We start from the raw sequence: 23,796 nt of genomic DNA, 5'->3' as shown, positions 1-23,796 counted from the left end.
ATCGCCTCCCCGATACCGCGGCCATGTGTCCCGCGGCCGTGCGTCCCGCGGCCGCGCGCCGATGGCGTGCCTTGCCGCGGCGCGCGCCTCCCCCCTTTCAGGCTCCCGGCACCCCTGACAGGACCGGCTCGGCGCGGTAGCGCTGCGGGAAGAACTGGCGCAGGGCCGCCACCTTGGGCAGGTCGTTGATGACGATGTACGGATAGGCCGGATGGCGCACCAGGAAATCCTGGTGGTAGGCCTCGGCCGGATAGAAGGCCTTGCCGTCCTCGATACGCGTGACGATCGGCGCGTGGAACACCTTGGCGCGTTCGAGCTGGGCGATATAGGCCTGCGCGATGCGGTGCTGCTCGGGCGTAGCGGGGAAGATCGCCGAACGGTACTGGGTGCCGTGGTCCGGCCCCTGGTAATCGAGCTCGGTGGGGTCGTGCGCCACCGCGAAAAAGATCTGCAGCAGTTGCCCGTAGCTGACCTGCGCCGGGTCATAGTCGATGCGCACCGACTCGGCATGGCCGGTGTCCCCGCCGCCGACCCGCTCATACCGGGCGGTGGCCGCGGCGCCGCCGGCATAGCCGGCCAGCACCCGCTTGACGCCCCGTACGTGCTCGAACACGCCCTGCACGCCCCAGAAGCAACCGCCGGCGAGCACCGCCGTGGCGTCGTGGGTGGCCCCGGCGGCCTCGTCGGCCGCCGGTGCAGGAAGGCGGCCCGCGCTCTCGGCGGGCAGCGCGACCTGTGCCAGGGCCAGGGCGCCGCCCGCCAGCACGGCGGCGCCGGCCAGCCTGGCCGCCAGCATGAAGCGGCGGCGCGGCCTGGAGGGATTCAGGATCTGGTTCATGGGAAACGCTCCTTCAGGTGATCTCTGGTGATCTCTGGTGATCTCTGCTGTTATCAGGCAATCGCACGGGGATCGCGTATCGCGGCTCAGCCGAAAGTAAAGGCATAGGCCTCCACGCCGGCATCCAGGAACTCGATCGAGAAGGTGTGGTCCGCCACCGGGCCCTGCTGCCGCACCAGCTGGTAAAGGCGCTGCGCCGCCACCACGCCCTGTCCGTCCGCCGCCACGTCGGCACCGTGCGCCGCGCCCGGCGCCATGCCGTCGATGCGCACGCGGAAGCGCACCGGCCGCCCTTGCGGCCCGGGCCCCAGCACAAGGTGCAGGTCGCGCGCATGGAAGCGGTAGACGATGCGTCCATCGGGCTGCACCAGCCGTGCCTGTTCGGCGCCCACGCTCCAGTCGCCTTCCAGCCCCCACTGGTTGAGCGCAGGCCGGGCCGGCGCCAGGTAGCGCTGGGCGCGGTCGCGCGCGGCGCCGCCGGGCGAGGCGAAGTGGTCGGCACGGGCATAGCCGACATAGGTCTCGGGCGAGCGCATGTCGCCACCGTCGGCGGCCGCCTGCACGCCTTGGGCGGGTGCCCCCTCCAGGCCCGGCGGCACCGCGGTGGCCTGCGGATGACCGGCCTCGGCCAGCAGTTGCTGGATCACGCGCTCCGATTGCGCGTACTCGCCTTCGCCGAAGTGATGGTGGCGGATACGCCCTTGCGCGTCGACGAAATAGTGCGCCGGCCAGTACTCGTTGCCGAAGGCGCGCCAGATGGCGTAGTCGTTGTCGACGGCAACCGGATAGTCGACGCCCAGCTCGCGTACCGCCTTCTTCACGTTGCCGAGGTCGCGCTCGAAGGCAAATTCGGGTGCGTGCACCCCGATCACCACCAGCCCGAGGTCGCGGTACTTGTGCGCCCAGGCCTTGACGTAAGGCAGGGTGCGCAGGCAGTTGATGCAAGAGTAGGTCCAGAAATCGACCAGTACCACCTTGCCGCGCAGCGCCTGCGCGCTCAGCGGGGGCGAGTTCAGCCACTGCACCGCGCCGTCCAGCGCCGGCAGCATGCCTTCGACCGGCAGCGCCGCCGCGGGCTGGGCGGCCACGCGCAGCATCGCCGCGTCGCCGGCGGCGCCGGCCTGTGCCGATGCGCGCATCATACTGGCTCCGTCGACGTCGGCACCGCCGCCGGCGGCCGCGGCATGATCGGCACTGGCGGCGCGATCGCGCGCCCCCAGCACTGCCAGCAGGCGCGCCTCCAGGCCACTGGTGGCGACCGTCGACAGGCGTGTCAGCACCCCGGTATCGAGTCCGGAAGCGATTGCCGCCACCCCCGCCAGCATGGCGGCGCCGATGCCACGCCGGATCCACTCGCCAGCCCCCAGGGAGCGCTTCATCGCCGCGAACACCTTGCCGCCCAGCAGCAAGGCCACCGCCAGCGAGGTGGCCGCGCCCGCCGCATACGACGCCAGCAGCAGCGTCGTGCCGACGCTGGCGCCGTGCAGCGCCGCGCCTGTCAGCACCAGCCCGAGGATGGGCCCGGCGCACGGCGCCCACAGCAGGCCGGTGGCCACGCCCAGCAGCAGCGAGCCGCCGATGCCGGGCGGACGGTCGTCCCGCTGCGCGCGCGCCGACAGGCGGTTGCCCGCCCGCACCAGCGGCTGTGTCAGGTGCTCGGCCAGGCGCGGCAGCAGCAACGCCGCCCCGCACGCGGCCAGCAGCGCCAGCGCCACCCAGCGGCCGGCCTGGTTGGCCTGCGCCGCCCAGCCGCCACCGACCGCCGCCAGCGTGGCCACGCCGGCGAAGGTCAGCGCCATGCCGGCCAGCAGCGGCAAGCCGCTGCGCACGAAAGGCTGGTCGGCGCGCGCGAAGACGAAGGGCAGCACCGGCAGGATGCAGGGGCTGAGGATGGTGAGCGCGCCGCCCAGGTAGGCGAGCAAGGCTAGCAGCATGATGGGACTCCCGGTCGGATCGTCGGCGTCGTGAGGGTCATCAAGGTCACGAGGGTCATGAGGGTGATGAGGGTGATGAGGGTCTTGGCGGTGCAGCGATGGCGGCGGCGCTCACACCGCCGCCGTGCGGAAGCGCATGGCCACGCCGTTCATGCAGTAGCGCAGCCCGGTCGGGCGCGGGCCGTCGTCGAACACATGGCCGAGGTGTCCGCCGCAGCGCTGGCAATGCACTTCGGTGCGGATCATGCCGAAGGTGCTGTCGGTACGCGTGCCTACCGCATGCTCCAGCGGTGCCCAGAAACTCGGCCAGCCGGTATGGCTGTCGAACTTGGTGCGCGAGGAAAACAGGTCCAGCCCGCAGCCGGCGCAGGAGAACAGCCCGGCGCGGTGCTCGCCGTTGAGCGGGCTCGAGTAGGGGCGTTCGGTGCCCTCCTCGCGCAGCACCGCATACTGCTCGGTCGTCAGCAGGCGCCGCCACTCGGCATCGCTGTGCGTGACGGCGAAACCGGCCGCGGCCGGGGCAGGCGAACTGCCGGAGGCAGCGGCGGCCGCGCGAGCCGGCAGCCGCACGGCCGCCGCCAGCGCGGCAAGGGCGGCCGCGCCACCGGCCAGAAAGTGTCTGCGTGTTGCCATGATCGGCTCCTGGAAAGAATGCTCCACCCCGCGCCACCGCTCGCCCCGGAACCCGGCGGGCCACGCCTGGCGGATGGGAATGCACGCAGCGTAGCGGCCGCCCCGTCCCGAAGTCCTCACGGAAAGTTAAATTTATTGTGATAACTCGGCGCCGGAAATCCTGCAGAATGGGGCCGCAACCTGCCAGCCTCCCGCCTCTCCCGCCCTGCCATGGAACAGCCCAGACGGATCCTGATCGTCGAAGACGACATCGACATCGCCAACGTGCTCAGCCTGCACCTGCGCGACGAGCGCTACACGGTGGTGCACAGCGCCGACGGCAACGAAGGACTGCGCCTGCTCGAGCAAGGCGGCTGGGACGCGCTGATCCTGGACCTGATGCTGCCCGGCGTCGACGGGCTGGAGATCTGCCGCCGCGCACGCGCGATGGCGCGCTACACGCCCATCATCATCACCAGCGCGCGTTCCGGCGAGGTGCACCGCATCCTCGGGCTGGAACTGGGCGCCGACGACTATCTCGCCAAGCCGTTCTCAGTGCTGGAACTGGTGGCGCGCGTCAAGGCGCTGCTGCGGCGCGTGGATGCCCTGGCCAGGGACTCGCGCATCGAGGCCGGCACCGTGGAGATCGGCGGCGTACGCATCGATCCGCTCACGCGCGAGGTCTCGGTCGACGGCACCCGCATCGAGCTGACGCCGCGCGAGTTCGACCTGCTGCACCACTTCGCGCGCCACCCCGGCAAGGCCTTCTCGCGCATGGACCTGCTCAATGCGGTGTGGGGCTACCAGCACGAGGGCTACGAGCACACGGTCAACACCCACATCAACCGGCTGCGCGCCAAGATCGAAGCCAATCCGGCCCAGCCGGCGCGCATCCTCACCGTATGGGGACGCGGCTACAAGTTCGTCGCGCCGGGCACGGACGACAGCGGGGAGACGCGATGAACCTGACCCTCTCGCAGCGGCTGTCGCTGGTCTTCTCGGTGCTGCTGCTGGCGTGCTGCGGCGCCTCGGCCTGGCTGCAGATCCGCTCCAGCGAGATGCATGAGAAAGAGGTCGTGCAGGACCTGTCGCGCGACATCGCCCGCCATATCGCGCAGAGCGCCTCGCTGATGGACGAGCACGGCCTGCGCCCGGACGCCGTGCGGCGCCTGTTCGGCCAGCTGATGGGCGTCAACCCCAGCACCGAGATCTACCTGCTCGACAATGAAGGCAATATCCGCGGCGATGACGCGCCGCCGGGACGGGTCAAGCGCACGCGCGTCGACCTGGAGCCGGTGCGCCGCTTCATCGCCGGCGAGCCGCTGCCCATCCTCGGCGACGATCCGCGCAGCGCCGACGCGCGCAAGGTGTTCAGCGCCGCGCCGCTGCAGCGCGGCGGACAGGCGCCCTCCGGCTACATCTACGTGGTCCTGCAGGGCGAGGCGCACGACCGCCTGGCCGCGCGCGTCGCCGCCAGCTCGGTGTTGCGCAACACCCTGTGGTCGATGGCCCTGGTCGCCCTGCTGGGCCTGGTGGCCGGCCTGATCGCCTTCGGCCTGATCACCCGTCCGCTGCGGCGGCTCGCCGAGGCCATGCGCCGCTTCGATGCCGACCGCACGCCCGACCTGCAGCCGCCCGTGGTGCCGCCCTCGCCGCCTTCACCGCCCTCACCGCCCGCCGCGCAGCGCAGCCGCGACGAGATCGCGCTGCTGGAGACCACCTTCGCCCAGATGGCCGGCCGCATCGGCGAGCAATGGCGCGCCCTCACCCGCCAGGACCGCCAGCGGCGCGAGCTGATCGCCAATATCTCGCACGACCTGCGCACGCCGCTGACCTCGCTGCATGGCTACCTGGAAACCCTGTCGCTGAAGGCGGAAACCCTGGACGTGGCAGAGCGCCGCCGCTATCTGGCCATCGCGCTGGCGCAGAGCACCAAGGTCGGCAAGCTGGCGCAGGAACTGTTCGAGCTGGCACGGCTGGAGTCCGGCCACGTGCAGCCGGCGCTGGAAGATATCGCGCTGGTCGACATCGTGCAGGACGTGTTCCAGAAATTCGAACTGGCCGCGCGCGCGCGGGAGATCGCGCTGCGCGCCGAGATCCCGCCCCAGGTGCCCACCGTGCGCGGCGACGTCGGCATGATCGAGCGGGTCCTGACCAACCTGCTCGACAACGCCGTGCGCCACACCCCCGCAGGCGGCGCCATCGAACTGGCGCTCGCCGCCGCCGGCGGCGGCGTCGAGGTGACGGTCGCCGACACCGGCCCCGGCATCCCGCCGGCGCTGCGCCAGGACCTGTTCCAGCGCTCGCTGAGCGCTGACGGCCGCCGCGGCGGCGGCGGGCTTGGCCTGATGATCGTGCACCGCATGCTGCAGCTGCACGGCAGCACGATCCACCTGGTCGAGCGCGCCGGTCACGGCGCGGTGTTCGTCTTCACCCTGCCGGCGCGCCCGGCGGCGCAACCTTAGCAACGGGTGGTCGAGCCGCGCTGGAGGTTCGACGCCCCGGGATGCGCACGCTTGGCGCCAGGCGGCCCCACCACACCGTCATGGGCGATGATGAATCTGACTCATTGCGTCCCCGCGACAAGGCGAGGTCAACTGCATGCACACGCTGGCAGAACACGCCATCGGCGCCGACCTGCCCGGCGCTCAGCGCTCGGCACCGGCCGGGGCCAGGCCGCCGGCACGCGCGCGCCGACGGCTCAGCACACCCATCAGCGTCAGCGCCGCCGCCGCGATCACGGCGGGCACCGCCAGCGAGCTGAAGATGGCCTGGAAGCCCAGGTTCATCGCCAGCATGCTGCCGCCCGCCATCGAGCCCAGCACCGAACCGCAACGGCCGACCGCGTTGGACCAGCTGACACCGGTGGCACGGCTGCTGGTGGGGTAATAGGCCGCCGACAGCGCGTTGACGCCGACCTGCGAGCCGCTGACGCAGAAACCGACACCGAAGATGGCGGCGGCCAGCATCCCGGTGGAAGCGGCCGAGGTGGCGCACAGCAGGATGAAGCCGGCGGCGCACAGGTAGGACAGGCCGAGCACGCGGTAGGGATCGAAGCGGTCCATCAGCCGGCCCAGCGCGATGGCGCCGACCGTGCCGCCGACCTGGAACATGGTCGTGACCAGGGCCGCGCGCTGCAGCGGCACGCCGATATTGGCCAGCAAGGTCGGCGTCCAGCTCGACACCAGGTAGACGATCAGCAGGCTGGCGAAGAAGGTGGCCCACAGCAGCAGAGTGCCGCCCAGCATGCCGCCGCGGAACAGCTCGCGCACCGGGGAGGCCGCGCTGGCGGCATCGGGCACGAAGCGATGCGAATCCGGCAGGGCCGGGTCGAGCCGGCGCGCGATGGCCAGCACCTGCGCCTGCGGGCGCTGGCGCGCCACCAGGAAGCGCAGCGACTCGGGCAGGCGCAGCGCCAGCACCGGCACCAGCAGCAGCGGCAGGATGCCGCCGAGCGCCAGCACGCCGCGCCAGCCGACCACCGGCAGCAGTTGGGCCGAGGCCAGGCCGCCCAGCGCCGAGCCGATGGTGAAGCCGCAGAACATCAGCGTGACCAGGCCCGAGCGGCGCTGGCGCGGGCAGTACTCCGAGGTCAGCGTGATGGCGTTGGGCATGGCGCCGCCGAGGCCGAGGCCGGTCAGGAAGCGCAGCACCACCAGGGCCTGCAGGTCGGGCGCCAGCATCGAGGCCAGGCTGGCCAGGCCGAAGAAGGCGGTGGTGGCCACCAGCAGCGTCTTGCGCCCGAAGCGGTCCGCCAGTGGGCCGAACACCAGCGCGCCCGTCATCAGGCCGAACAGGCCGGCGCCGAACAAGGGCGCCATCGCGGCCGCAGCCACGTGCCACTCGGCACGGATGGCCGGCGCCAGGAAGCCGATGGCCGCGGTATCGAAGCCGTCGATGGCGACCACCAGGAAGCAGAGGATCAGCAAGGTCCGCTGGAAGGCGGTGAAGGGACGTGCATCGATGAACGCCTCGATGCGCGAAGGGGCATGGGTTGTCACGGTGTCTCCTGTTCGATCTTATGGTCTGGCGATGATCCGCCGCGCGTCCTGCCGGCCCGCTGTGGCGGGCCGTGCCGGATCGTCCTGGCAGCCGCCGGGGCGCCGCACGGCGCGGCGCCCCGGCAAGGGCTCCGGGTGAGGCGGTTCAGGTGGGAATGTCCTGCAGGCAGTCCTTGGCCTGCCAGCCGTGCAGCCACTGCAACGCGTCGTAGAACTGCTCCTGCGTGCGGCCGGTCCACAGCGAATTGCGCACCAGCCGGTCGACGCCCTTGGCGTGGTAGATACGGCCCATTTCGCGCGCCGAGTACAGCACGCGCGCGGTGCGCGGGATGCGCGCCGCCTCGTACAGCCGGAAGGCGGCCGCGAAGTCGCCGCCGCCTTCCCGCACCGCGGCGCCCAGCGTGACGGCATCTTCCAGGGCCTGGCAGGCGCCCTGGGCCAGGTACTGCGTCATCGGATGCGCAGCGTCGCCGAGCAGGGTGGCGCGGCCGAAGCTCCATTGCGGCACCGGATCGCGGTCCGCGGTGGCCCAGCGGCGCCAGGAAGTCGGGCGGTCCAGCATCTGGTGCGGCAGCGGATGGATGTCCTCGAAGTAGGACAGCACTTCCTCCTTGCTGCCGTCGCGCACGCCCCACGTCTCCTGCTCGCGGCTGTGGAAGGTGACGACCAGGTTGTACTGGCGCCCGCCGCGCAGCGGGTAGTGCACCAGGTGGCAATGCGGTCCGGCCCACACCACCGGCGCGTTGATCTGCAGGTCCTTCGGCATGTTCTCGACCTCGACCACCGCGCGGTAGACCACGTGGCCGGTCACGGTCGGCTCGTCGCCGATCAGTGCGGCGCGGATCGCCGACTTGACGCCGTCGCAGCCGATCACCGCGTCGGCCCGGTAGCGTTCGCCGTGCTGGTCGATCACGGTGACGCCGCCATCGTCCTGTTCGAGCGCCCCCACCTGCGTATTGGTGCGGAACTGGATCAGGGGGTTGTCCTGCACCGCTTCGAGGATCGACAGGTGGATGTCGGCGCGATGGATCACCGCGTACGGATTGCCGAAGCGCTCGCGATAGCGCGCGCCGGTCTCGATGCGCGCGACTTGCTTGGCGTTGGTGGCATCCATCAGCGTCAGCGAATCGGTGAAGACCGCGCGGTTGCGCGCGGCCTCGCCCGCGCCGAGCGCGTCGAGCGCGTTGAAGGCATTGGCGCCGAGCTGGATGCCGGCGCCGATCTCGCCGATCTGCGCGGCCTGCTCCAGCAGCAGCACCTGGACGTCCTCGCGCGCCAGCGCGAGTGCCGCGGCCAGGCCGCCGATGCCGCCGCCGACGACGATCACGCGGCGCGATGAGGTGGATGTGTTCATGCAATGTCTCCTGGACTGCCTGGTTCGTTCACGGCACGCGGCACGCGGCACGCGGCACGCGGCACGCGGCGTGCGGCGCGCGGTTGCCGTCATGCCGTGTTCATGCCGTGTTCATGCCGTGTTCATGCCGTGTTCATGCCGTGTAGTCGGGCTGGCGCCGGGGCTCGGCCGCGACGAAGGCGGGATGCTCGCTGGCGTGGCGGTACACCGCGAGGCTGCGTGGGAAGGCGTCCAGGTCGCAGCCCATGCGCAGGGCATTGGCGATCTGCGGCACCAGGCAGCAGTCCGCCAGCGTGGGCTGCGCGCCGAAGCACCACGGCCCGCCGTAGGCTTCGGCAGCCTGCGCCAGCAGGCGCTCGACGCCGGCCATGCCCTCGGCGATCCAGTGCCGGTACCAGGCGTCCTTCTGCTCCGGCGTGACCTTCAGCACGTCCTGCAGGTACTTCAGGATACGCAGGTTGTTGACCGGATGGATATCGCAGCCGATCAGGGTGGACAGCTCCAGCACGCGCGCCCGCAGGCCGGCGTCGGCCGGGAGCAGGCGCGGCTCGGGATAGCGCGCGTCCAGCCAGTCGATGATCGCCAGCGACTGCCCCAGGTGGAAATCGCCGTCCACGATGGCAGGCACCGAGGCGGAGGGGTTGACCTGGTTCACATACTGCTTGTCACGATGTCCGCCCGTGCGGATGTTGACGCCCAGATACTCGTGTTCGACGCCCTTGAGCCGCAGCGCGATGCGCACGCGGTACGAGGTCGAACTGTTGAAGAAGCTGTAAAGCTGCACGGTGGATTTCCTTGCGGGTACGTCGAATGCATGGGAGGCGAGGAAGGCACCGCAGCATCGCCGCCTCAGCGGTCGGCCATGCTGCGGCGCCCGGTCCGCGTCTCAGACGATCTTCACGTTCAGTTCGCCCAGGCGCTCGACACCGACCCGGATGGTGTCGCCGGCCTTGACCGCGCCGACCCCTTCCGGCGTGCCGGTGAAGATCACGTCGCCCGGCTCGAGGCGGAAGAACTTCGACAGGTAGGCCACGGTTTCGGCCACCGACCAGATCAGGTGCGACACGTCGCTCTTCTGCCGGGTCTCGCCGTTCACATCCAGCCACACGCCGGCCTGCTCGAAATGGCCGACCACGCTGGCCGGGTGGATGGGGCCGAGCGGGGCGGACAGGTCGAAGGCCTTGCCGATCTCCCACGGACGGCCCATCTCGCGCATCTTCATCTGCAGGTCGCGGCGCGTCATGTCGAGGCCGACCGCATAGCCCCACACGTAGTCGAGCGCCTGTGCCTCCGGGATATCCGCGCCGCTCTTGCCGATCACCGCCACCAGCTCGGCTTCATAGTGGTAGTTCTGCGTCTGCGCCGGGTACGGCAGCGCGAGCGTCTCGCCGTAGGCGACCGGCACGATGGCGTTGTCGGGCTTGCAGAAGAAGAACGGCGGCTCGCGATCGGGGTCGAAGCCCATCTCGCGGGCGTGGGCGGCGTAGTTGCGGCCGACGCAGTAGACGCGGCGGACCGCGAACTGGTCATCGCTGCCGGCGACGGGGATGGCGACCGGTGCTTCGGGCGGGAAAACGAATGCCATGATATGGACTCTTTCAGTCGGGTTGCTGGAGGCGAGCGCCGGCCACGGCCCTGGCCGTGGCGCAGGAGCTCGCTGTGTGTCGGATCGGAGAAAACGTACTGCCGCGGCAGGCCCGCGTGGGCGCGGGGCCGCCGGGGCGTCAGTCGCGCGCTTCGCGCAGCAGGTTCAGCGCCGCCAGCACGGGCCGGTCGGAATAGCTGAACAGCACCGCGTCGCTGTCGGCCTCGAGCCGCACCGGCTGCCACGACGGCGCGACGAAGACGTCGTGCGGATCGAAGGCGAAGGTGTGCGCGCCGATGCTGGCCCGGCCCTGCCCTTCCACCACGCAGTAGACGGTGGAATCCGTGCTGCGGTAGCTCCTGCCATGGAAGCCCTTGGGCAGGAACTGCATGAAGGTGGCCATGGTGGGCATCGGCCAGCCGCCGGTGGTCGGGTTCACGTAGCGCAGCTTGACCCCGTCCCACTGGTCGAGGTCGCCGTGGCGGTAGAGCGTATCGAGCGCTTCGCGGCTGCGGGCATACGGATAGCTGAAGACCGGCGAGGTCGGGTCGGTGCTGGCATGGCGCACCGGCATCATGTTGTGGCCGAAGCGCGCGAAGCTGTCGCCCTCCGGCCGCGTGACCGGCTGCATGGCCTCCGGATAGTTCTCGGCGAAGCCGGCGTCGAGCTGGCGCAGCAGGGGGATATCGAGGCCGTCCAGCCACACCACCGGCTCGCCGCCCTCGTCCACCGAAGGATTGCCGTGGTCATGCCAGGTCCACGACGGCGTGATGATGAAGTCGCCGGGATGCATGGTGGTGCGCTCGCCGTCGACGGCGGTCCAGGCCCCCTTGCCCTCGACGATGAAACGCAGCGCCGACTGGGTGTGCCGGTGGCTGGGCGCGACCTCGCCCGGCAGGATCAGCTGCAGGCCGCCATACAGGTTGGGGGTCAGGCTCGACTTGCCGGGCAGGCCGGGATTCTCCAGCACGAGGACACGGCGGATCGCCTCCTCCGCGCTGATCACGCGCCCCGCCTCCATCACCAGTTCGCGCAACTGCGCGTACTTCCAGATGGCGGGCACCGCCTGCGGCTGCGGCGCCTTCGGCACCAGGCTGTGCAGCGATTCCCACAGCGGCGACATGCTATGGCGCGCGATGTGCTCGTAGTAGGCTGCGCGGGCGGACGCTTGCGCGGAGTCGGACATACGGGTCTCCTGTCTCTCTTGATGGCCCGGCGCGAAGGCCGGTGCGGCTGCGGGCCGCATGGCCCGGACCGCTTCGTTCGTGGTCGGGATGGCTGTATTTATAGGGCGGCGAGCTATACCATGTAAAATCACGAATTCTTCTCATCCATACGATTTATCGTATATCTGGACGAACGCAGATGACCACCGACTGGACCCACCGCCTGCGGCTGCGCCATCTGCAGATGCTGCTCTCCGTCGGCCAGACCGGCAACCTGAGCCAGTCCGCCGAGGCGCTCAATACGACACAGCCGGCCCTCTCCAAATGGTTGAAGGACCTGGAAGAGGACATCGGCCTGCCGCTGTTCGAGCGGCACGCGCGCGGCCTGCGCCCCACCCCCTACGGCATGGCGCTGATCGAGCATGCCAGGCGCATCGAAGGCCATCTCGACAGCGCGCGCGACGACATGCTGGCGCTGCGCGATGGCGGCAGCGGACTGGTATCGATCGGCACCTCGGGCGTCTCGGCCGCCGACACCGTGCCGATGGCGGTGGCCCGCCTGGTGCGGCAGATGCCGCGCGCGCAGGTGCGCCTGGTCGAGAGCACCATGAACCAGCTGATGCCTGCGCTGGTGCGCGGCGAGATCGACGTGGTGGTGGGCCGCGCCGCCAACGCCCAGCTCGACCCGGGGCTGGAGACCGAAACGCTGTATCGCGATCCGGTCAACTTCGTGGTGGGCCTGCAGCATCCGCTGGCGCAGCGCACCGCGGTCGACTGGAACGACCTGTTCCGCTACCCGTGGATCGTGTGGCCGCCGGGCACGCCGGTGCGCACCGCGCTGGAATCGGCGCTGGCCAGCGCCGGGCAGGCCATGCCGCAGCATTGCGTCGAGTCCAATTCGGCCATGCTGAATGTCACGCTGCTCAACCAGGCGGACCTGATCGGCGTCGCCTCGCACCGCGCCGCGGCGCGCTTCGAGCGCCTGAACGTGCTGCGCGTGCTGGCCATGCCGATGCCACTCGGCAGTTCCGGCGCGGTGGCGATGTACTGGCGGCCGGACAGCGTCAGCCGCCAGGCCGTGGCGCTGGCGCTCGACTGCCTGCGGGCCAGCGCCAATCCGGCGGCGGAAGCGGGCTAGTGTCCTCAATCACAGCTTGGTTGATGAAGCCAGCCCTAAGCCCGTCGATGGGCCGCGCGATGCCTCGCCACGAAGGCGCGCAAGGCTCCGGCCTGGCTGCGTCAGCGCATTGCCGCCCGGTCGTCATCCGCCTCGCTGGGCCGCGCCATCATGTCGTTCAAGGCCGGGATCAGCTTGCGCGGTTCGCGCGGCGCGCGACGGCACCGCCAGCATTCCATCCCGGCGCACGCGCAGCCGTCATACCAGGCATGCGCAATGGTCGGCTTGCGCGCGCCAGCGCTGCCCATGCCCGACCGCGAACAACACAAGGAGCCGAAGCTTGACGGCATCAGCCAGAGACCAGGCGCGTGCGCGCGCCAGCACCCTTGCCCGGACCGCATGCCGATGCGCCCGCTGATCCTGGCCTGCCTGGCCGTGAGCGCCGGCTGGATCCTCACGCCCGCGGCTGCCATCCTGGCGCGCCACCAGGCCGGCCCCTGGCCGGCCATCGCCGCGATGCTCGGCCTGCTCACCCTCCTTGGATCCGGCTGGCTCGTCGTACGGCTGCTGCGCACCGGCGCCCCGCCCCCGCTCAGCGCCGACGAACGCGCACTGCTCGCCGCCGCCTTGCGGCTGCCGGATGTCCTGCGGCAGGTCGACGGCAGGCTGGTCAACGACCACGGCAAGCGCGGGCGCGAAGCGGCGGAACAAGCGTTGGTGGAACTGGTGCGCCTGGCGCAGCAGGCAAGGGACGGCGCAAGCGAGCGCGCGGCGCGGTGAGCGTGGCGGGCGCTGCCACAAGAAGGCGGCCGCCTGCGACCGGCCTCGCGCGCGGCGCATGCACGGATTCGACCGTGCTGGCGAGCCGGGCCTCCGGCTGCCGGCGCATGCTGGATCGCAAGGGCGTGCGCACCATGGTCGCACCCGTAGGCTCACGATATCCTGGCCCACTGAATCCCAGGGTTCGGTCGGTGCCTGCCATGCCATGCAGGCGCATCGCATCGCTGCAAAGGCTCGCCATCGCGCGATGGCTGTGCTTTGCGCCTGGCGCTGATTCCCGCAGGCCATGTCTTTCACCTCCCCATTCAATGATTCAGCAATGATTCAGCGGACTAGCTGTCCGGCCCGCGCCGGGCACAGCCCTCCTGCAGCCAGGACGGCAGCTCGCCGCGCGCCCGGTAGTACTCCAGGCGGTTGTAAAGCGTCTTGAGGCTGACCCCGAGCATGCTGGCCGTATGGTTCTTCACGCCTTTGCAGGCCGCCAGGGTGGCAAAGATCAATTGCATCTCCGCCTCGGCGATCGAGCACCCGATGCGAAAGGAGACCGTGGAGCGATCGCGGGGCGACGGCGCGGCGCAAGGGGGAGGCAGCGTGATCTCATCCACGACGTCACGGTCCGCCATGATGTAGGCACGTTGCACGACATTGCGCAGCTCCCTGACGTTGCCGGGCCAGGCATGGCGGCGCAGGGCGTCCAGCGCGGCGCTACCGAACCGCCTGTGGCTGCCATAGCGGCTGTTGAGCTGCTCCAGCACCGCCTCCGCAAGCATCACCACATCGTCGCCGCGCTCGCGCAGCGGCGGCATCATGATGGGGAAGACGCTCAACCGATGGAACAGGTCGGCACGCAGCCTGTTCTCCGCGATGGCTTGGCAGGGATCCCGGTTCGTCGCGGAAATGATGCGAACGTTCGCGCGGTACTCCTGCTGCCCGCCCACTCGCATATAGGTGCCGGACTCCAGCGTGCGCAGCAGCTTGACCTGCAGCTCGGCCGGCATTTCGGTGATCTCATCCAGGAACAGGGTTCCTCCCTCTGCCTGGGCGAAGTAGCCATCATGCCGCCGATTCGCACCGGTAAAGCTCCCCCGCTCGTGGCCGAAGAACTCACTCTCCAGCAGCAGCGGCGAAATGGCAGCGCAATTGACCGCCAGGAACGGCGCGCCGCGCTGCAGCGAGAGCTCGTGCAGGGTCCGGGCGACCAATTCCTTGCCGGTGCCGCTCTCTCCGATCAGCAGCACGCTGACATCGGTCGGCGCGACGCGGCGCATGGTTTCGTACATGCGCAGCATGGCTTCCGAGGTGCCCACCATGGAGCCGAAGCCCGCCTGCCCCGCCTGCTCCGGCGCGGCCGCCGGACTGTCTGCGCATCGCGCCGGCCGCGGCTTGCCGGCAATCCTGGCGAGCAGTGTCCGCAGGTAGCACAGGTCGATCGGCTTGACCAGGTAGTCAGCCACGCCGAAACGCATGGCATCGATCGCCGTCTCGACATCCGCGTAGCCGGTGGTGACGATGACGTCGGCGCACGCCCTGTCGATCTTGGAGATGAGTTCGAGCCCGCTGCCATCGGGAAGCTGCAGATCCGCCAACAACGCGTCCGGCATCTTCCGCTCGATGTGCACAGCCGCGTCGCGCAATGACCCAGTGCTGGCGACGGAGAGCCCTTCGTCCGTCACAACCTGCTCGAGCACCTCGCGCGTCGCTTCGTCGTCGTCCACGATCAGGACATGAGCCATCGAATGAGCCATCGCTATCACCCCATTTACCGGGCCACCTGGCCCGGACGTCGGCAATACAGAACCGCCTGGGGAAACCCTGGCTGTGCGCCTTCGTTGCCACGGATGGGAAACATGGGCTTTCGGCCCGGTGTGTAATCTTTACTGGGAAGCTTAGGAAATTTTCCTGCCGAAGACTGTCCGCCTGTGTCCGACGCTCCGTCGCCCTGCATGCTGCTTTCGTTTCCTCTTTCGTTTCCTCTCAGGAGATCGGCACACCGCGGGGGCATCACCGGTGATGCGGGGCGGAGATCCCGGCCGCTCGACGCGAGGCTGAACGCCTCATTTGGCTGGACAGCGCCCGTCCGGCGAGGATATTCAAGGAAGCCACCGCACGCGCGACCGCGTGGCTGCCTGTTCCCTGCACCGGCAACGATCCGGAGCGGAATGCGGGGGGAGGCGATCGGCGGCTCCAAGCCGCAGGCATTTGGCGGCCCCCCGCCGCCGGCTATCGACGCGGCCTGCCGGCAATACGAAGAACAGGCACGTGATATGCAGCCCCCCCTTTCATCGGCGACTCCCGCGCAGAGGAGGATCTCATGCAACGCAAACCTGCCTTCGCCAGCCTGCTGGCTATCGGTCTCTGCACCATGATCGCCGGCGCGGGCGCCCAGAGCCTGGTGCCGATGGCCGCACCGGCCTTCTCCTTGGTCGACCGCGATGCGCATCCGGGTGCCCCCGCCAGCGCGATCCCATGCGGCGACTACGCCAGCGCAGCGGCCCGCCCCTGGGAAAGCCTGGAGCACAGCGGCGCGCCGAATCGCGGCGCGAATGGACTGCGCGGCCAGGATCCCCGCAAGGTCCCCCCCTATTCCACCTGGGAGCCCGGCATGGCCCTGCACGGAGCCGCCGCCAGGACCGCCGGTGGCGCCGGCGCGGACACCGGGGCATCGGAACAGTGATCACCTTGCCCCACCGACCTTTCCCTGTTGACCGAGATCGAGGAGCGGATGACGAGCCTCCCGTCCCGCGTCCGACTCTCCGGCTGCGCCGCCCTGTGCGCCATCGCGGCGGGCGCTTGTCGCCACGAAGCGGACGCATGGACGCGAGCCGCCGGCCGGAGAAGAAGCCCGCTGGACACAGCGCTCCCGCGAAGGCCCCAGCACCTCCCGGCGCGCCGGCTCCGACCGACCGATCTCCCGTCCCACGCTGGAGCCGAGGAGTCTCCCCATGCTTCGCAAGACCATCGTCCCCATCTCTCTACGCTCTCTACGCGCCCTGCTCGTGCTGTGCGCCGTGACGCCGCCGCTATGCCTCGCCCCGGCGGGCGCCGGCGAGCGGCTGGCGCAGGATACTGCCCGGCCGCCAGCGGCCGCCGATCCCTCCGCCCCCACGCCGCCGCAGACCGCGCCGCCGGACACCTTCGGCGGCCTGCCCGACGATCATCAGCACCGCCCCGGCGGCAGGAGTCCGCCCGACACCGCCCTGACGACCAATGACCTGCGCTTCCTCGACGAAGCCGTGCTCTCACTCCAGCTGCAGCGCGTGGCAGCACGGCTCGCACGGAATCGGGCACGCGATGCCGGCCTGAAGGAACTGAGCGCGCGCACGGAGCGCAGCTATACGCAGGCTCAGGCCGAACTGGAGGCACTGGCCAAGGCAGCGGGCGTCGAACCGGTGGAACGGATTCCCGAAGCGGCGGAAGCCGCGCGGCTGCGCACCGTACCGCCCGATAAGTTCGACGGCATCTACCTGCAGACCGTCTGCATCGAAGCACAAGCCCAATACCTGACCCTGCTGCGCGACCAGGCTTCGCGCGGCCGCACTCCTGGCCTGCGCGCCTACGCCGCGCGCTGGCGGCCGCGCGTACTGGAACTGCTGGAGGCCGCAGGCGCCGTCAAGCGCCGCCTCGGTGCAGGCGAAGCCTAGTCGGCTGCCTCAACTAGGCCGGCTCCACTGCGCGCTGCAGCAGCTTGGTGGCGGCAACCGGATCGTTCGGCCTCGCACCGGGCGACACAGGCCCCGAACGGGCCCCGGTGACCATTTCCCGCAGCCAGTTCATCAACAGCGTGCTGTAGGCGCGCTGGGCCTCTTCTTCGGTCAGCCCGTGATCCGCGCCGCGGATGGTGCGGTAGGTAATGGACTCCGCGCGCGAGAAGGCATCGACGTAGGACGTGACCACCGTGTGCGGCACGATCATGTCGAGCTCGGAGCCGATCACCAGCACATCGCCCTCGAACGCCGCGCAGGCGCGCAGCGCCCGGTTGCTCTGCGCCGGCACCACCGTGCGCCGGTAGGCCACCAGGTCCTGGGTCCGGTGCAGTTCGCGCTTGGGCAGCTCCCAGCCGCTGTCCATATAGAGTGCGGGCGCGCGCAGTCCCAGCCAGCGCACCGGCCGCATCTCGCTCAACAGGGCGGCGAGATAGCCACCATAGCTACTGCCGATCACGGCGATGGCACGCTTGTCGACCATCGACTGGCTGGTAAGAAGGTCATAGGCCGCAAGCAGATCTTCCAGGTTGCGCTCGCGATTGACCGTCTCGTAGAGCGAACGGGTCGCAGCATGGCCGGTCAGGTCGAAGGTCAGGCACACACAGCCAAGGCCGGCGACCTTGCGCGCCCGAGCAAGATACTGCTCCTGGCTTCCACCCCAGCCATGCACGAACAGAACACCCGGCATTTCCGTCGCCGGTGCGATCAACGTGCCGGCGATGGTGCCGCTGCCAGCGCGGATCTCCACCGGTCTTTCATGCGCTGCCATCGTCAGCCATCCCGTCAGCCTCGTCCACCGCATCCGCAAGCAGGATGGCGTACTTGGCCATCACACCCTGCTCACGGTCCTCTCCCTCGAACAGCAGTCGCGCGTGCGCCGGCAGCGCGACCGCGCCGTATCGTTCGCGCGTGGCCACTGTCGCGACCTGCCGGGCGGGGCTCCTGCGGAACGCGTCCAGCGCCAGGATCTCGGCGCCGCTGGCACCGCCTGCGCGCCAGGACTGTTCCAGCACGCCCAGCAGGCGCCCGCACTCCGGCGCCTCACCGAGCGCCACGTCATAGTTGCTGCGCGACACCCATGATCCCGGGAAGCAGTCGAGCGCGGCCGAGTGATAGGCGACCGCCGCGCGCACCACATCCGGCGGCGCCCGGCGGGCGCCGAGCGCCAGCAGGCGCTCGAAGCCACCGCGCACCACCGTCAGGGTGGAGCCGCCATAGGCGCGCTCGCCCCGGTTGTCGCGCGTCCACGACTGCACGCCGCAATAGCTGGCAGTAATCTCGCCGACGCTGAACTGTCCCACGCTGAAGGTCTGCACCCGCTCGAGATTCCGTTCGAGCACCAGGCCCTCCGCGGCCAGGCGGGACGAGCCGTCCGCTTCCTGCGCATCCAGCAAGGCCTCCAGTTCCGCCAGGCTGCGTACCACTCCCTGGCCCCGGCCGCCATCGCTGCCCGCCTCCTTGACGCGAACGGAACCATTGCGCAGCAGGCGCCCCGCCGCGATCCGCGCGTCGCGCCTGGAGAACGCGGTGTAGCCCGGCAGGACCACGTTCCGAAGCCGCCGCGCCAGCGCGGGCACCCATCCCGGCGGCGCGGCCGCGTCGGCGGACACCAAGCCGTGCGTGATGGCCTTGGTCGCTACGAAAGGGAAAGGCACCACGCCGCCGAACAGGTCGGCGCTGGAGCGGATGCCAAGCCGGCTGGCCGACTCCATCCCCACCACGGTCTGCAGAGGCAGCAGGTAGACATCACGCCCGCGCGCCGCCTCGCTCCACACGCCGCCGAACTCATAGCCCATTGCCTCGGCCAACAGGCAGCCGAGGTTGTAGAGCGTGACTTCGCGATGGCCGCCCCGGCCCCCGAGCGCGCCGGAATGGATCAGCAACGTCTTCGCCATGGCATGGCCGGTCCTGGGCAAATCGGGTTGCCGGCGGGGCACGTCATCTCCAGCGCATCGTCTACGCTCTGCCGGCAGGCCGCGCCCTGCGTGGCCGTTCCGGCCTGCGCGTCCGCCCGGGCCGGAACGGCCGCCACGGCGTGCGGTGCGCCGAGTGCTTTCCTTCGGCCTGCTGTCGCCATCTTGTCCTCGCTGCTCGGCCACGCCATCCGGTAGACCAGCAAAGACGCAACGTTCAGGCCAGCAGGCCGGCCAAGCCGCACGTGCCGACAAGGCGCACGACGGCTGGCCGGCTACGGAAAAAGCTTCCGGGATCGGTAAGAATTACATGTCGGCGGGCAACCGCTGCCAACGCCGGCCTGGACCTGGATCGGCACTCGCGAGTGCGCTCACGCTCCACCTCAGGCACTGCAGGACCCGGATCGCCAAGGGCCGTCTCCAGGGCCCCTGGCTCCGGGAATCCCCATCGGCCTCGATTTCTCATGATGGCGGCGACCTGAACGGCACGCCCCCGGCAGGAGGCCGCTTCGTCGCAAAGACAGCGCTAGCCTATCCGCTGGCAGTGGATGAGATTCGTCATTTCGGACTGGTCGACCTCAACCACATCATCCAGTTCAATCCCTTGGGCAACCACGGCCGGCACGCCTTCCCGACCGATGGAGAGGATCGTGCCGCGCCAGCAGGCGGGGCCGACCGGACCATGCAGACGGATGCAGTATTCGACGCCGCCGTCGATGGAGAACACACTGACGAAATCGCCCGCGCTCGGCTGCAGCGACCGTGTGTCGGCCACGCGGGTCGGAATGAAAATCGGCCGATGTGAAGCGCCCCTGACAAAAATGGCGATCATCGATGTCTCCTGTCATTCTTTGTGGCGTTCAGCATAAACGCGGCATCGTGAACCATGCGTGACCGCTGCCCGTCCGGAATCCATCCAATCTGGCAGGCCAGGTTCTTTCGCCATCGCATGCTCCGTCCCCCGCCGCAGCCAGGATCCGCAGCACCTGGCCCGTGAACCGGTGAGGAAGCGGGAACGGATCTTGCGCGCCCCGGGGTTCCGCCGACGAGCCGTCCGCAGCCTCGAAGATTGGAGAACGCGATGCCAGCAGTGCAACACCCGGGCAGGGCCAGGCCCTGCGTTGCCGATGTCATGACGCGGAGCCGGCCTACCTGGGCACTGTGGACCCGGTGCGGCTTGCGGCACGGATGATGGCAAAGCAGCGCGTCGGCGCGATTCCGGTCCGCGAAGGTCGCAGGCTGGTCGGCGTGCTGACCGACCGCGACGTCACCGCGCGCTGCCATGTCCGAGGGACGGTACCGGTGCAGCGGATCCGATCCGATCGAATTGGCCAGACAGAAGAGGGAGAGTGCCCAGGTACGCCGGCTTCTGGTCATCGATGCCGACCATCATTTCGCCGGCATCCTGTCGCCGGGCGAGCTGGCGACCCGGCTCGACGAGGGCACGGACTGCGGGCATACGCTGGCGTGCATTTCCTCGCCGTCGGCGCCGGCCCATCCGTCCACGGCGTCATTCGCAATGTCCCCGCGATCGACCGCGCCGCCAGCGCCGTGCGCGTGGTTGCAAAGGCTGGCCATCGCCGTGCTGCGGCCATGCTGCGCGCCTGGCCTGCGCCCCGGATGCACCGCCGCCCGGGTGCGCTTTCTCCATGGAATGCGTTGACTCAGCGATACAGCCGGCCAGCCTTTCAGGCAGCTATCCTCTCGCCGCGCGAGTACGCGCAGCCTTGCGGGCCGCCTCGGAACGGCCCGCCGCGCCCTTGGTCTTGGCAGCCTTCTTGGCGGATGCGGATCGATCGGCAGCAGTACGGCTGCCGGCCGCACGCTTGGCCTGGGCGGACAGCGCGCGATGCGAGACCCCGGCCGTGCCCTCCTGTTTGAGCACCTCGGTAGCCACCCTGCTGCGCTTGGCCTTGCTTTCCGAACTGGCGCGTCGCGGCGCCGCCTTACCGGCGTCTTTGCCGGCGTCTTTGCCGGCGGACTTGGAAGTTGCCGGGCCGGCCCCCTTCTTCGGCGGGACGTCAATGCCGGCGCGGCGCGCCTCCGACAAGCCGATCGCGATCGCCTGCTTGGCAGAGCGCACGCCATGCTTGCCTTTGCGCACGGCCTCGATTTCGTCGCGAACGAAATGACCGGCCTGGGTGCTCGGCGCCTTGCCCGCCCGCTTGTCAACCTTTGCGCGCGCTATGCTGGATGCTCTGGGCATGATGGTCTCCATGTGGCCGCGGCCCTCCGGCAACATGACGTGCCCGGTCCGCAGCGAAGATCCAGGCCTGCCGGCTGCAGGCGGGATCGGGAAATTCGAAGAAAGATGCCGTGCCCTGCCGTACCGGTCCTCGCGCGACGAGCGCGGCAATGCCGACCGTGCGGGACTTCAGCGGTGTATGCCTCCCTTGTTGCCGCCCTTGTGGCCTGCCTTGTTGCCGCCCTTGTGGCCTGCCTTGTGGCCGCCCTTGTGGCGCGCCGGCGGCCGCTCGCTGCCAGGCTGCAGGTGCCAGTCCACTTCGTCACGCCCGGTCTGGGTCCGGCGTACGGGATGCATGGCCGGACTGGTAGAGACCGGGTCGCTGGCGGGAAATGTCATCTCGAGGGCGTCGTCGACGGATTCCTGGTAGGTGGATCTCTTGCCACCGGCTTGCGCGTCGGTCTGCGAGCGGGCGCGCTGTCCTCCCGGGCGCCTGGGCTCGGCGTGCTGCCCGTCCGGTGTCTTCTTGCGGCTTGCTGTCATCGCCTGGTCCTCCATGGCTTTGGTCTGTCACCGTTCCGACGCAAGGTGCGCGCCAGCGCGAACCGGCGCGAAGGCAGCGGCGCGCTGCGCCGCGTCGGGCAAGTCTGCGCGGCCTTGCATCCATTACATGTGCGCGGCCGGCAGGCATGCGTACCGATAAATCAGCGCGCGGACGCGCGGATAGATCCAGGTGCGCCACTTGGTACCGGAAAAGATGCCATAGTGGCCGCAGCCGCTGGCAGTCAGGTCATGTTTCCGGGAGGCGCCGATACCCGCGCACAGATCGAGCGCTGCGCGGGTCTGGCTCGGGCTGCAGATGTCGTCGTGCTCGCCCTCCACCGTAATCAATGCACTGTCGCGGATATCGCAGGGACGCACCGACTCGCCGCCGATGCACCAGGTGCCGCGCGCCAGCCGGCACTCCTGAAAAACGATCTGCACCGTCTCCAGGAAATACTCGGCAGGCATGTCGAGCATGGCGTTGTAGTCGTCATAGAAGGATCGATGCCTGCGAGCCCTGTCGGCATTGCCTGCGACCATGTCGAAGTAGAAGTCCAGGTGCGATCGCAGGTGAAGCTCCGGGTGCATCGCGATGAATGCCATCTGCTGGCGGAAACCCGGGCAGACCCTGCGGCCGGCGCCGGGATAGCAGGCCGGCACGGTGTCGATCATTTCGCGCGCGAACCACGCGAGCGGCTGGCTTGCCGCCAGTTCGCCGACCGTCGTGGGCTCGCACCTGGCGTCGATCGGGCCGCCGATCAGCGTAATGCTTTGCGGCGTGGATTGACCACGACTCGCCCGCAAGGACACGGCGGCGAGCGCCGGCACGGTCGATTGGCACACCGCGACGATGTGGAACTTCGTCCCGAGGTAGTCGATGAACTCCTGCAGGTAGGCGACATAGTCGTCCAGGTGAAAGACGCCGTCCGCGAGCGGAACCTCGCGGGCATCGCGCCAGTCGGTGAGATAGACATCGAAGTCGGGCAGCATCGTCCGCACCGTGTCGCGCAACAGCGTGGCGTGGTGGCCGGACAGCGGTGCGACGAGCAGAACAACGGGCTGTCCGAGGCAAGCCGCGCGCTCGAAATGCAGAAGGCGGCAGAACGCCTTGTCCAGCACGACCGACTCCGAGACCGCTATGCGATGCCCGTCGATCGAGGTCCGGGTCAAGCCGAATTGCGGCCTGGGATAGCCTTGGCAGAGGCGCGCCAACAATTGGCAGCCGGCCGCGAGGTAGCGGCCAGGCGTGAACGGCAGCGCGTTCCCGTTGGCCTCCAGCCAGCCTGCATTGGCCTGCAGCCAGGGAAGGAACGACGCCCGGGCCGTACTGTGCAGCTCATATAGCTGATACAAAGCAGTTCCCCTGTCCAGCCACCCTGACTCCAGGGTAGGGTGCCGCATCCCATCCTTTGAGTCGGCAATGGATGGAATGCGCGCCGGGGATTGACTGTTTCCCTTGTAGGAATACCCCTACAGAGACCGGGGCAAAAAGAGGCCGGAACGCGAAGTCCCGGCACCCCGATCATCTACGCAGTGAATCTAAGCAGTGCGTCGCGGCAGCATCGGGTGTGACCGCCACGCCTCCCTCGACAATCACTTGCCGATCATCGCGCAGATCATGGTTGACGGCCGCCCTGCTGGCCCTGCTGGCCCTGCCGGCCGCCCCGGTCTTGCTGGCCCTGCCCTTGGTCTTGGCCGCCCATCTGGCCGCCACCCTGCGTCTGGCCTTGCTTCCTGTCGCGTTGTCCGGTCTGCGACTCGTCATGCTTCTGGCCCGGCTGCCCACTCGATTGCGATTGACCCGGTTGCTGTTGCTGTCCCATTTCAGTCTCCATTGCATCCATCATGCGGCGGACTGCCGCATCAGGTCAGCCGCAAGCAGCGTGCCAACCTCAGGCCGGGAACGATGACCCATGCCCATGGAGCGACCCGCGTAATGACAAGGTGCTCGTCGCCGGATGTCGTGCCCCATGCTGCCACCTGTCGCGGCGAGAGCGTTGACAAGCAGCGCGACGAGAACCCGGCGCGCATGAGGGATGGCAAGACCGCACATGAGACCGGCAG

General features: G+C 69.4%; 22 protein-coding genes. 7 read left to right on the top strand and 15 right to left on the bottom strand.

Annotated features, from left to right (window positions below):
- Positions 1-97 precede the first annotated feature (97 nt).
- The 3 genes from msrA to msrB all read right to left on the bottom strand — a co-directional run bounded on the left by msrA (position 98) and on the right by msrB (position 3,405).
- Complete coding sequence (msrA, locus tag BKK80_RS09480) at positions 98-838, bottom strand: peptide-methionine (S)-S-oxide reductase MsrA (RefSeq protein WP_071012280.1); 741 nt, start codon at positions 836-838, stop codon at positions 98-100.
- An 86-nt stretch (positions 839-924) separates the two neighbouring features.
- Complete coding sequence (locus tag BKK80_RS09475) at positions 925-2,772, bottom strand: cytochrome c biogenesis protein DipZ (protein ID WP_071069205.1); 1,848 nt, start codon at positions 2,770-2,772, stop codon at positions 925-927.
- A gap of 111 nt (positions 2,773-2,883) precedes the next feature.
- Positions 2,884-3,405 (bottom strand): peptide-methionine (R)-S-oxide reductase MsrB, encoded by a 522-nt coding sequence (gene msrB / locus BKK80_RS09470; RefSeq protein ID WP_071037139.1) that lies wholly within the window; start codon positions 3,403-3,405, stop codon positions 2,884-2,886.
- A 210-nt stretch (positions 3,406-3,615) separates the two neighbouring features.
- Here msrB and BKK80_RS09465 point away from each other — a divergent pair, with 210 nt between their 5' ends.
- Together BKK80_RS09465 and BKK80_RS09460 are read left to right on the top strand one after the other, a co-directional pair.
- Positions 3,616-4,347, top strand: coding sequence for a response regulator transcription factor (locus tag BKK80_RS09465; protein ID WP_071012275.1), 732 nt, complete (start codon positions 3,616-3,618; stop codon positions 4,345-4,347).
- Positions 4,344-5,849 carry a sensor histidine kinase gene (locus BKK80_RS09460; RefSeq protein ID WP_071069203.1) on the top strand — a complete coding sequence of 502 codons (1,506 nt, stop codon included), beginning with the start codon at positions 4,344-4,346 and terminating at the stop codon, positions 5,847-5,849. Before BKK80_RS09465 ends, BKK80_RS09460 begins: the two co-directional genes overlap by 4 nt.
- Before the next feature lie 183 nt (positions 5,850-6,032).
- Here BKK80_RS09460 and BKK80_RS09455 read toward each other — a convergent pair whose 3' ends face one another.
- The 5 genes from BKK80_RS09455 to gtdA all read right to left on the bottom strand — a co-directional run bounded on the left by BKK80_RS09455 (position 6,033) and on the right by gtdA (position 11,447).
- A complete protein-coding gene (locus BKK80_RS09455) occupies positions 6,033-7,385 on the bottom strand; it encodes an MFS transporter (RefSeq protein WP_071037142.1) in 1,353 nt (450 codons plus the stop codon).
- Positions 7,386-7,530: 145 nt separating this feature from the next.
- Positions 7,531-8,739: a 3-hydroxybenzoate 6-monooxygenase gene (locus BKK80_RS09450; RefSeq protein ID WP_071069201.1), complete on the bottom strand. Its 1,209-nt coding sequence runs from the start codon at positions 8,737-8,739 to the stop codon at positions 7,531-7,533.
- 133 nt (positions 8,740-8,872) lie between these two features.
- Positions 8,873-9,523: a maleylacetoacetate isomerase gene (gene maiA, locus BKK80_RS09445; RefSeq protein ID WP_071037146.1), complete on the bottom strand. Its 651-nt coding sequence runs from the start codon at positions 9,521-9,523 to the stop codon at positions 8,873-8,875.
- A gap of 102 nt (positions 9,524-9,625) precedes the next feature.
- Positions 9,626-10,324: a fumarylacetoacetate hydrolase family protein gene (locus BKK80_RS09440; RefSeq protein ID WP_071012261.1), complete on the bottom strand. Its 699-nt coding sequence runs from the start codon at positions 10,322-10,324 to the stop codon at positions 9,626-9,628.
- A 139-nt stretch (positions 10,325-10,463) separates the two neighbouring features.
- On the bottom strand, positions 10,464-11,447 hold the full coding sequence (gtdA, locus tag BKK80_RS09435) for a gentisate 1,2-dioxygenase (RefSeq protein WP_418235894.1): 984 nt from the start codon (positions 11,445-11,447) through the stop codon (positions 10,464-10,466).
- 242 nt (positions 11,448-11,689) lie between these two features.
- Here gtdA and BKK80_RS09430 point away from each other — a divergent pair, with 242 nt between their 5' ends.
- Positions 11,690-12,628: a LysR substrate-binding domain-containing protein gene (locus tag BKK80_RS09430; RefSeq protein ID WP_071012258.1), complete on the top strand. Its 939-nt coding sequence runs from the start codon at positions 11,690-11,692 to the stop codon at positions 12,626-12,628.
- A 150-nt stretch (positions 12,629-12,778) separates the two neighbouring features.
- Entirely contained in the window at positions 12,779-13,387 is a 609-nt protein-coding gene (locus BKK80_RS36340; protein ID WP_157903194.1) for a hypothetical protein, read from the top strand.
- Between the two features lie 332 nt (positions 13,388-13,719).
- Here the strand turns inward: BKK80_RS36340 and BKK80_RS09415 are convergent, their stop codons facing one another.
- Positions 13,720-15,120, bottom strand: coding sequence for a sigma-54-dependent transcriptional regulator (locus tag BKK80_RS09415; protein WP_071069197.1), 1,401 nt, complete (start codon positions 15,118-15,120; stop codon positions 13,720-13,722).
- Positions 15,121-15,698: 578 nt separating this feature from the next.
- On the opposite strand from BKK80_RS09415, the gene BKK80_RS09410 reads away from it, so the two are divergent.
- Positions 15,699-16,061 (top strand): hypothetical protein, encoded by a 363-nt coding sequence (locus tag BKK80_RS09410; RefSeq protein WP_071069195.1) that lies wholly within the window; start codon positions 15,699-15,701, stop codon positions 16,059-16,061.
- A 268-nt stretch (positions 16,062-16,329) separates the two neighbouring features.
- On the top strand, positions 16,330-17,028 hold the full coding sequence (locus BKK80_RS09405; RefSeq protein WP_071012250.1) for a DUF4142 domain-containing protein: 699 nt from the start codon (positions 16,330-16,332) through the stop codon (positions 17,026-17,028).
- A gap of 13 nt (positions 17,029-17,041) precedes the next feature.
- On the opposite strand, the gene BKK80_RS09400 is transcribed toward BKK80_RS09405, so the two are convergent.
- From BKK80_RS09400 to BKK80_RS09370, 6 genes are all read right to left on the bottom strand, one after another.
- Positions 17,042-17,860: an alpha/beta hydrolase family protein gene (locus BKK80_RS09400; RefSeq protein WP_071069193.1), complete on the bottom strand. Its 819-nt coding sequence runs from the start codon at positions 17,858-17,860 to the stop codon at positions 17,042-17,044.
- The gene (locus BKK80_RS09395) at positions 17,847-18,986 is read right to left on the bottom strand and encodes a DUF3182 family protein (protein ID WP_071069191.1); all 1,140 of its coding nucleotides are present in this window, start codon (positions 18,984-18,986) and stop codon (positions 17,847-17,849) included. Before BKK80_RS09395 ends, BKK80_RS09400 begins: the two co-directional genes overlap by 14 nt.
- Before the next feature lie 544 nt (positions 18,987-19,530).
- Positions 19,531-19,836, bottom strand: coding sequence for a hypothetical protein (locus tag BKK80_RS09390; protein ID WP_071037158.1), 306 nt, complete (start codon positions 19,834-19,836; stop codon positions 19,531-19,533).
- An 864-nt stretch (positions 19,837-20,700) separates the two neighbouring features.
- The gene (locus tag BKK80_RS09380) at positions 20,701-21,210 is read right to left on the bottom strand and encodes a DUF6496 domain-containing protein (RefSeq protein WP_071016260.1); all 510 of its coding nucleotides are present in this window, start codon (positions 21,208-21,210) and stop codon (positions 20,701-20,703) included.
- 168 nt (positions 21,211-21,378) lie between these two features.
- A complete protein-coding gene (locus BKK80_RS09375) occupies positions 21,379-21,732 on the bottom strand; it encodes a hypothetical protein (protein WP_157903193.1) in 354 nt (117 codons plus the stop codon).
- 123 nt (positions 21,733-21,855) lie between these two features.
- Complete coding sequence (locus BKK80_RS09370) at positions 21,856-23,133, bottom strand: polyhydroxyalkanoate depolymerase (protein ID WP_071037164.1); 1,278 nt, start codon at positions 23,131-23,133, stop codon at positions 21,856-21,858.
- A gap of 221 nt (positions 23,134-23,354) precedes the next feature.
- Here BKK80_RS09370 and BKK80_RS35435 point away from each other — a divergent pair, with 221 nt between their 5' ends.
- The gene (locus tag BKK80_RS35435; RefSeq protein ID WP_071012237.1) at positions 23,355-23,642 is read left to right on the top strand and encodes a hypothetical protein; all 288 of its coding nucleotides are present in this window, start codon (positions 23,355-23,357) and stop codon (positions 23,640-23,642) included.
- Positions 23,643-23,796: the final 154 nt, after the last annotated feature.

The sequence above is a fragment of the Cupriavidus malaysiensis genome, assembly GCF_001854325.1.
Taxonomy (GTDB): domain Bacteria; phylum Pseudomonadota; class Gammaproteobacteria; order Burkholderiales; family Burkholderiaceae; genus Cupriavidus; species Cupriavidus malaysiensis.
This window is presented reverse-complemented; position numbering and strand designations above follow the sequence as displayed.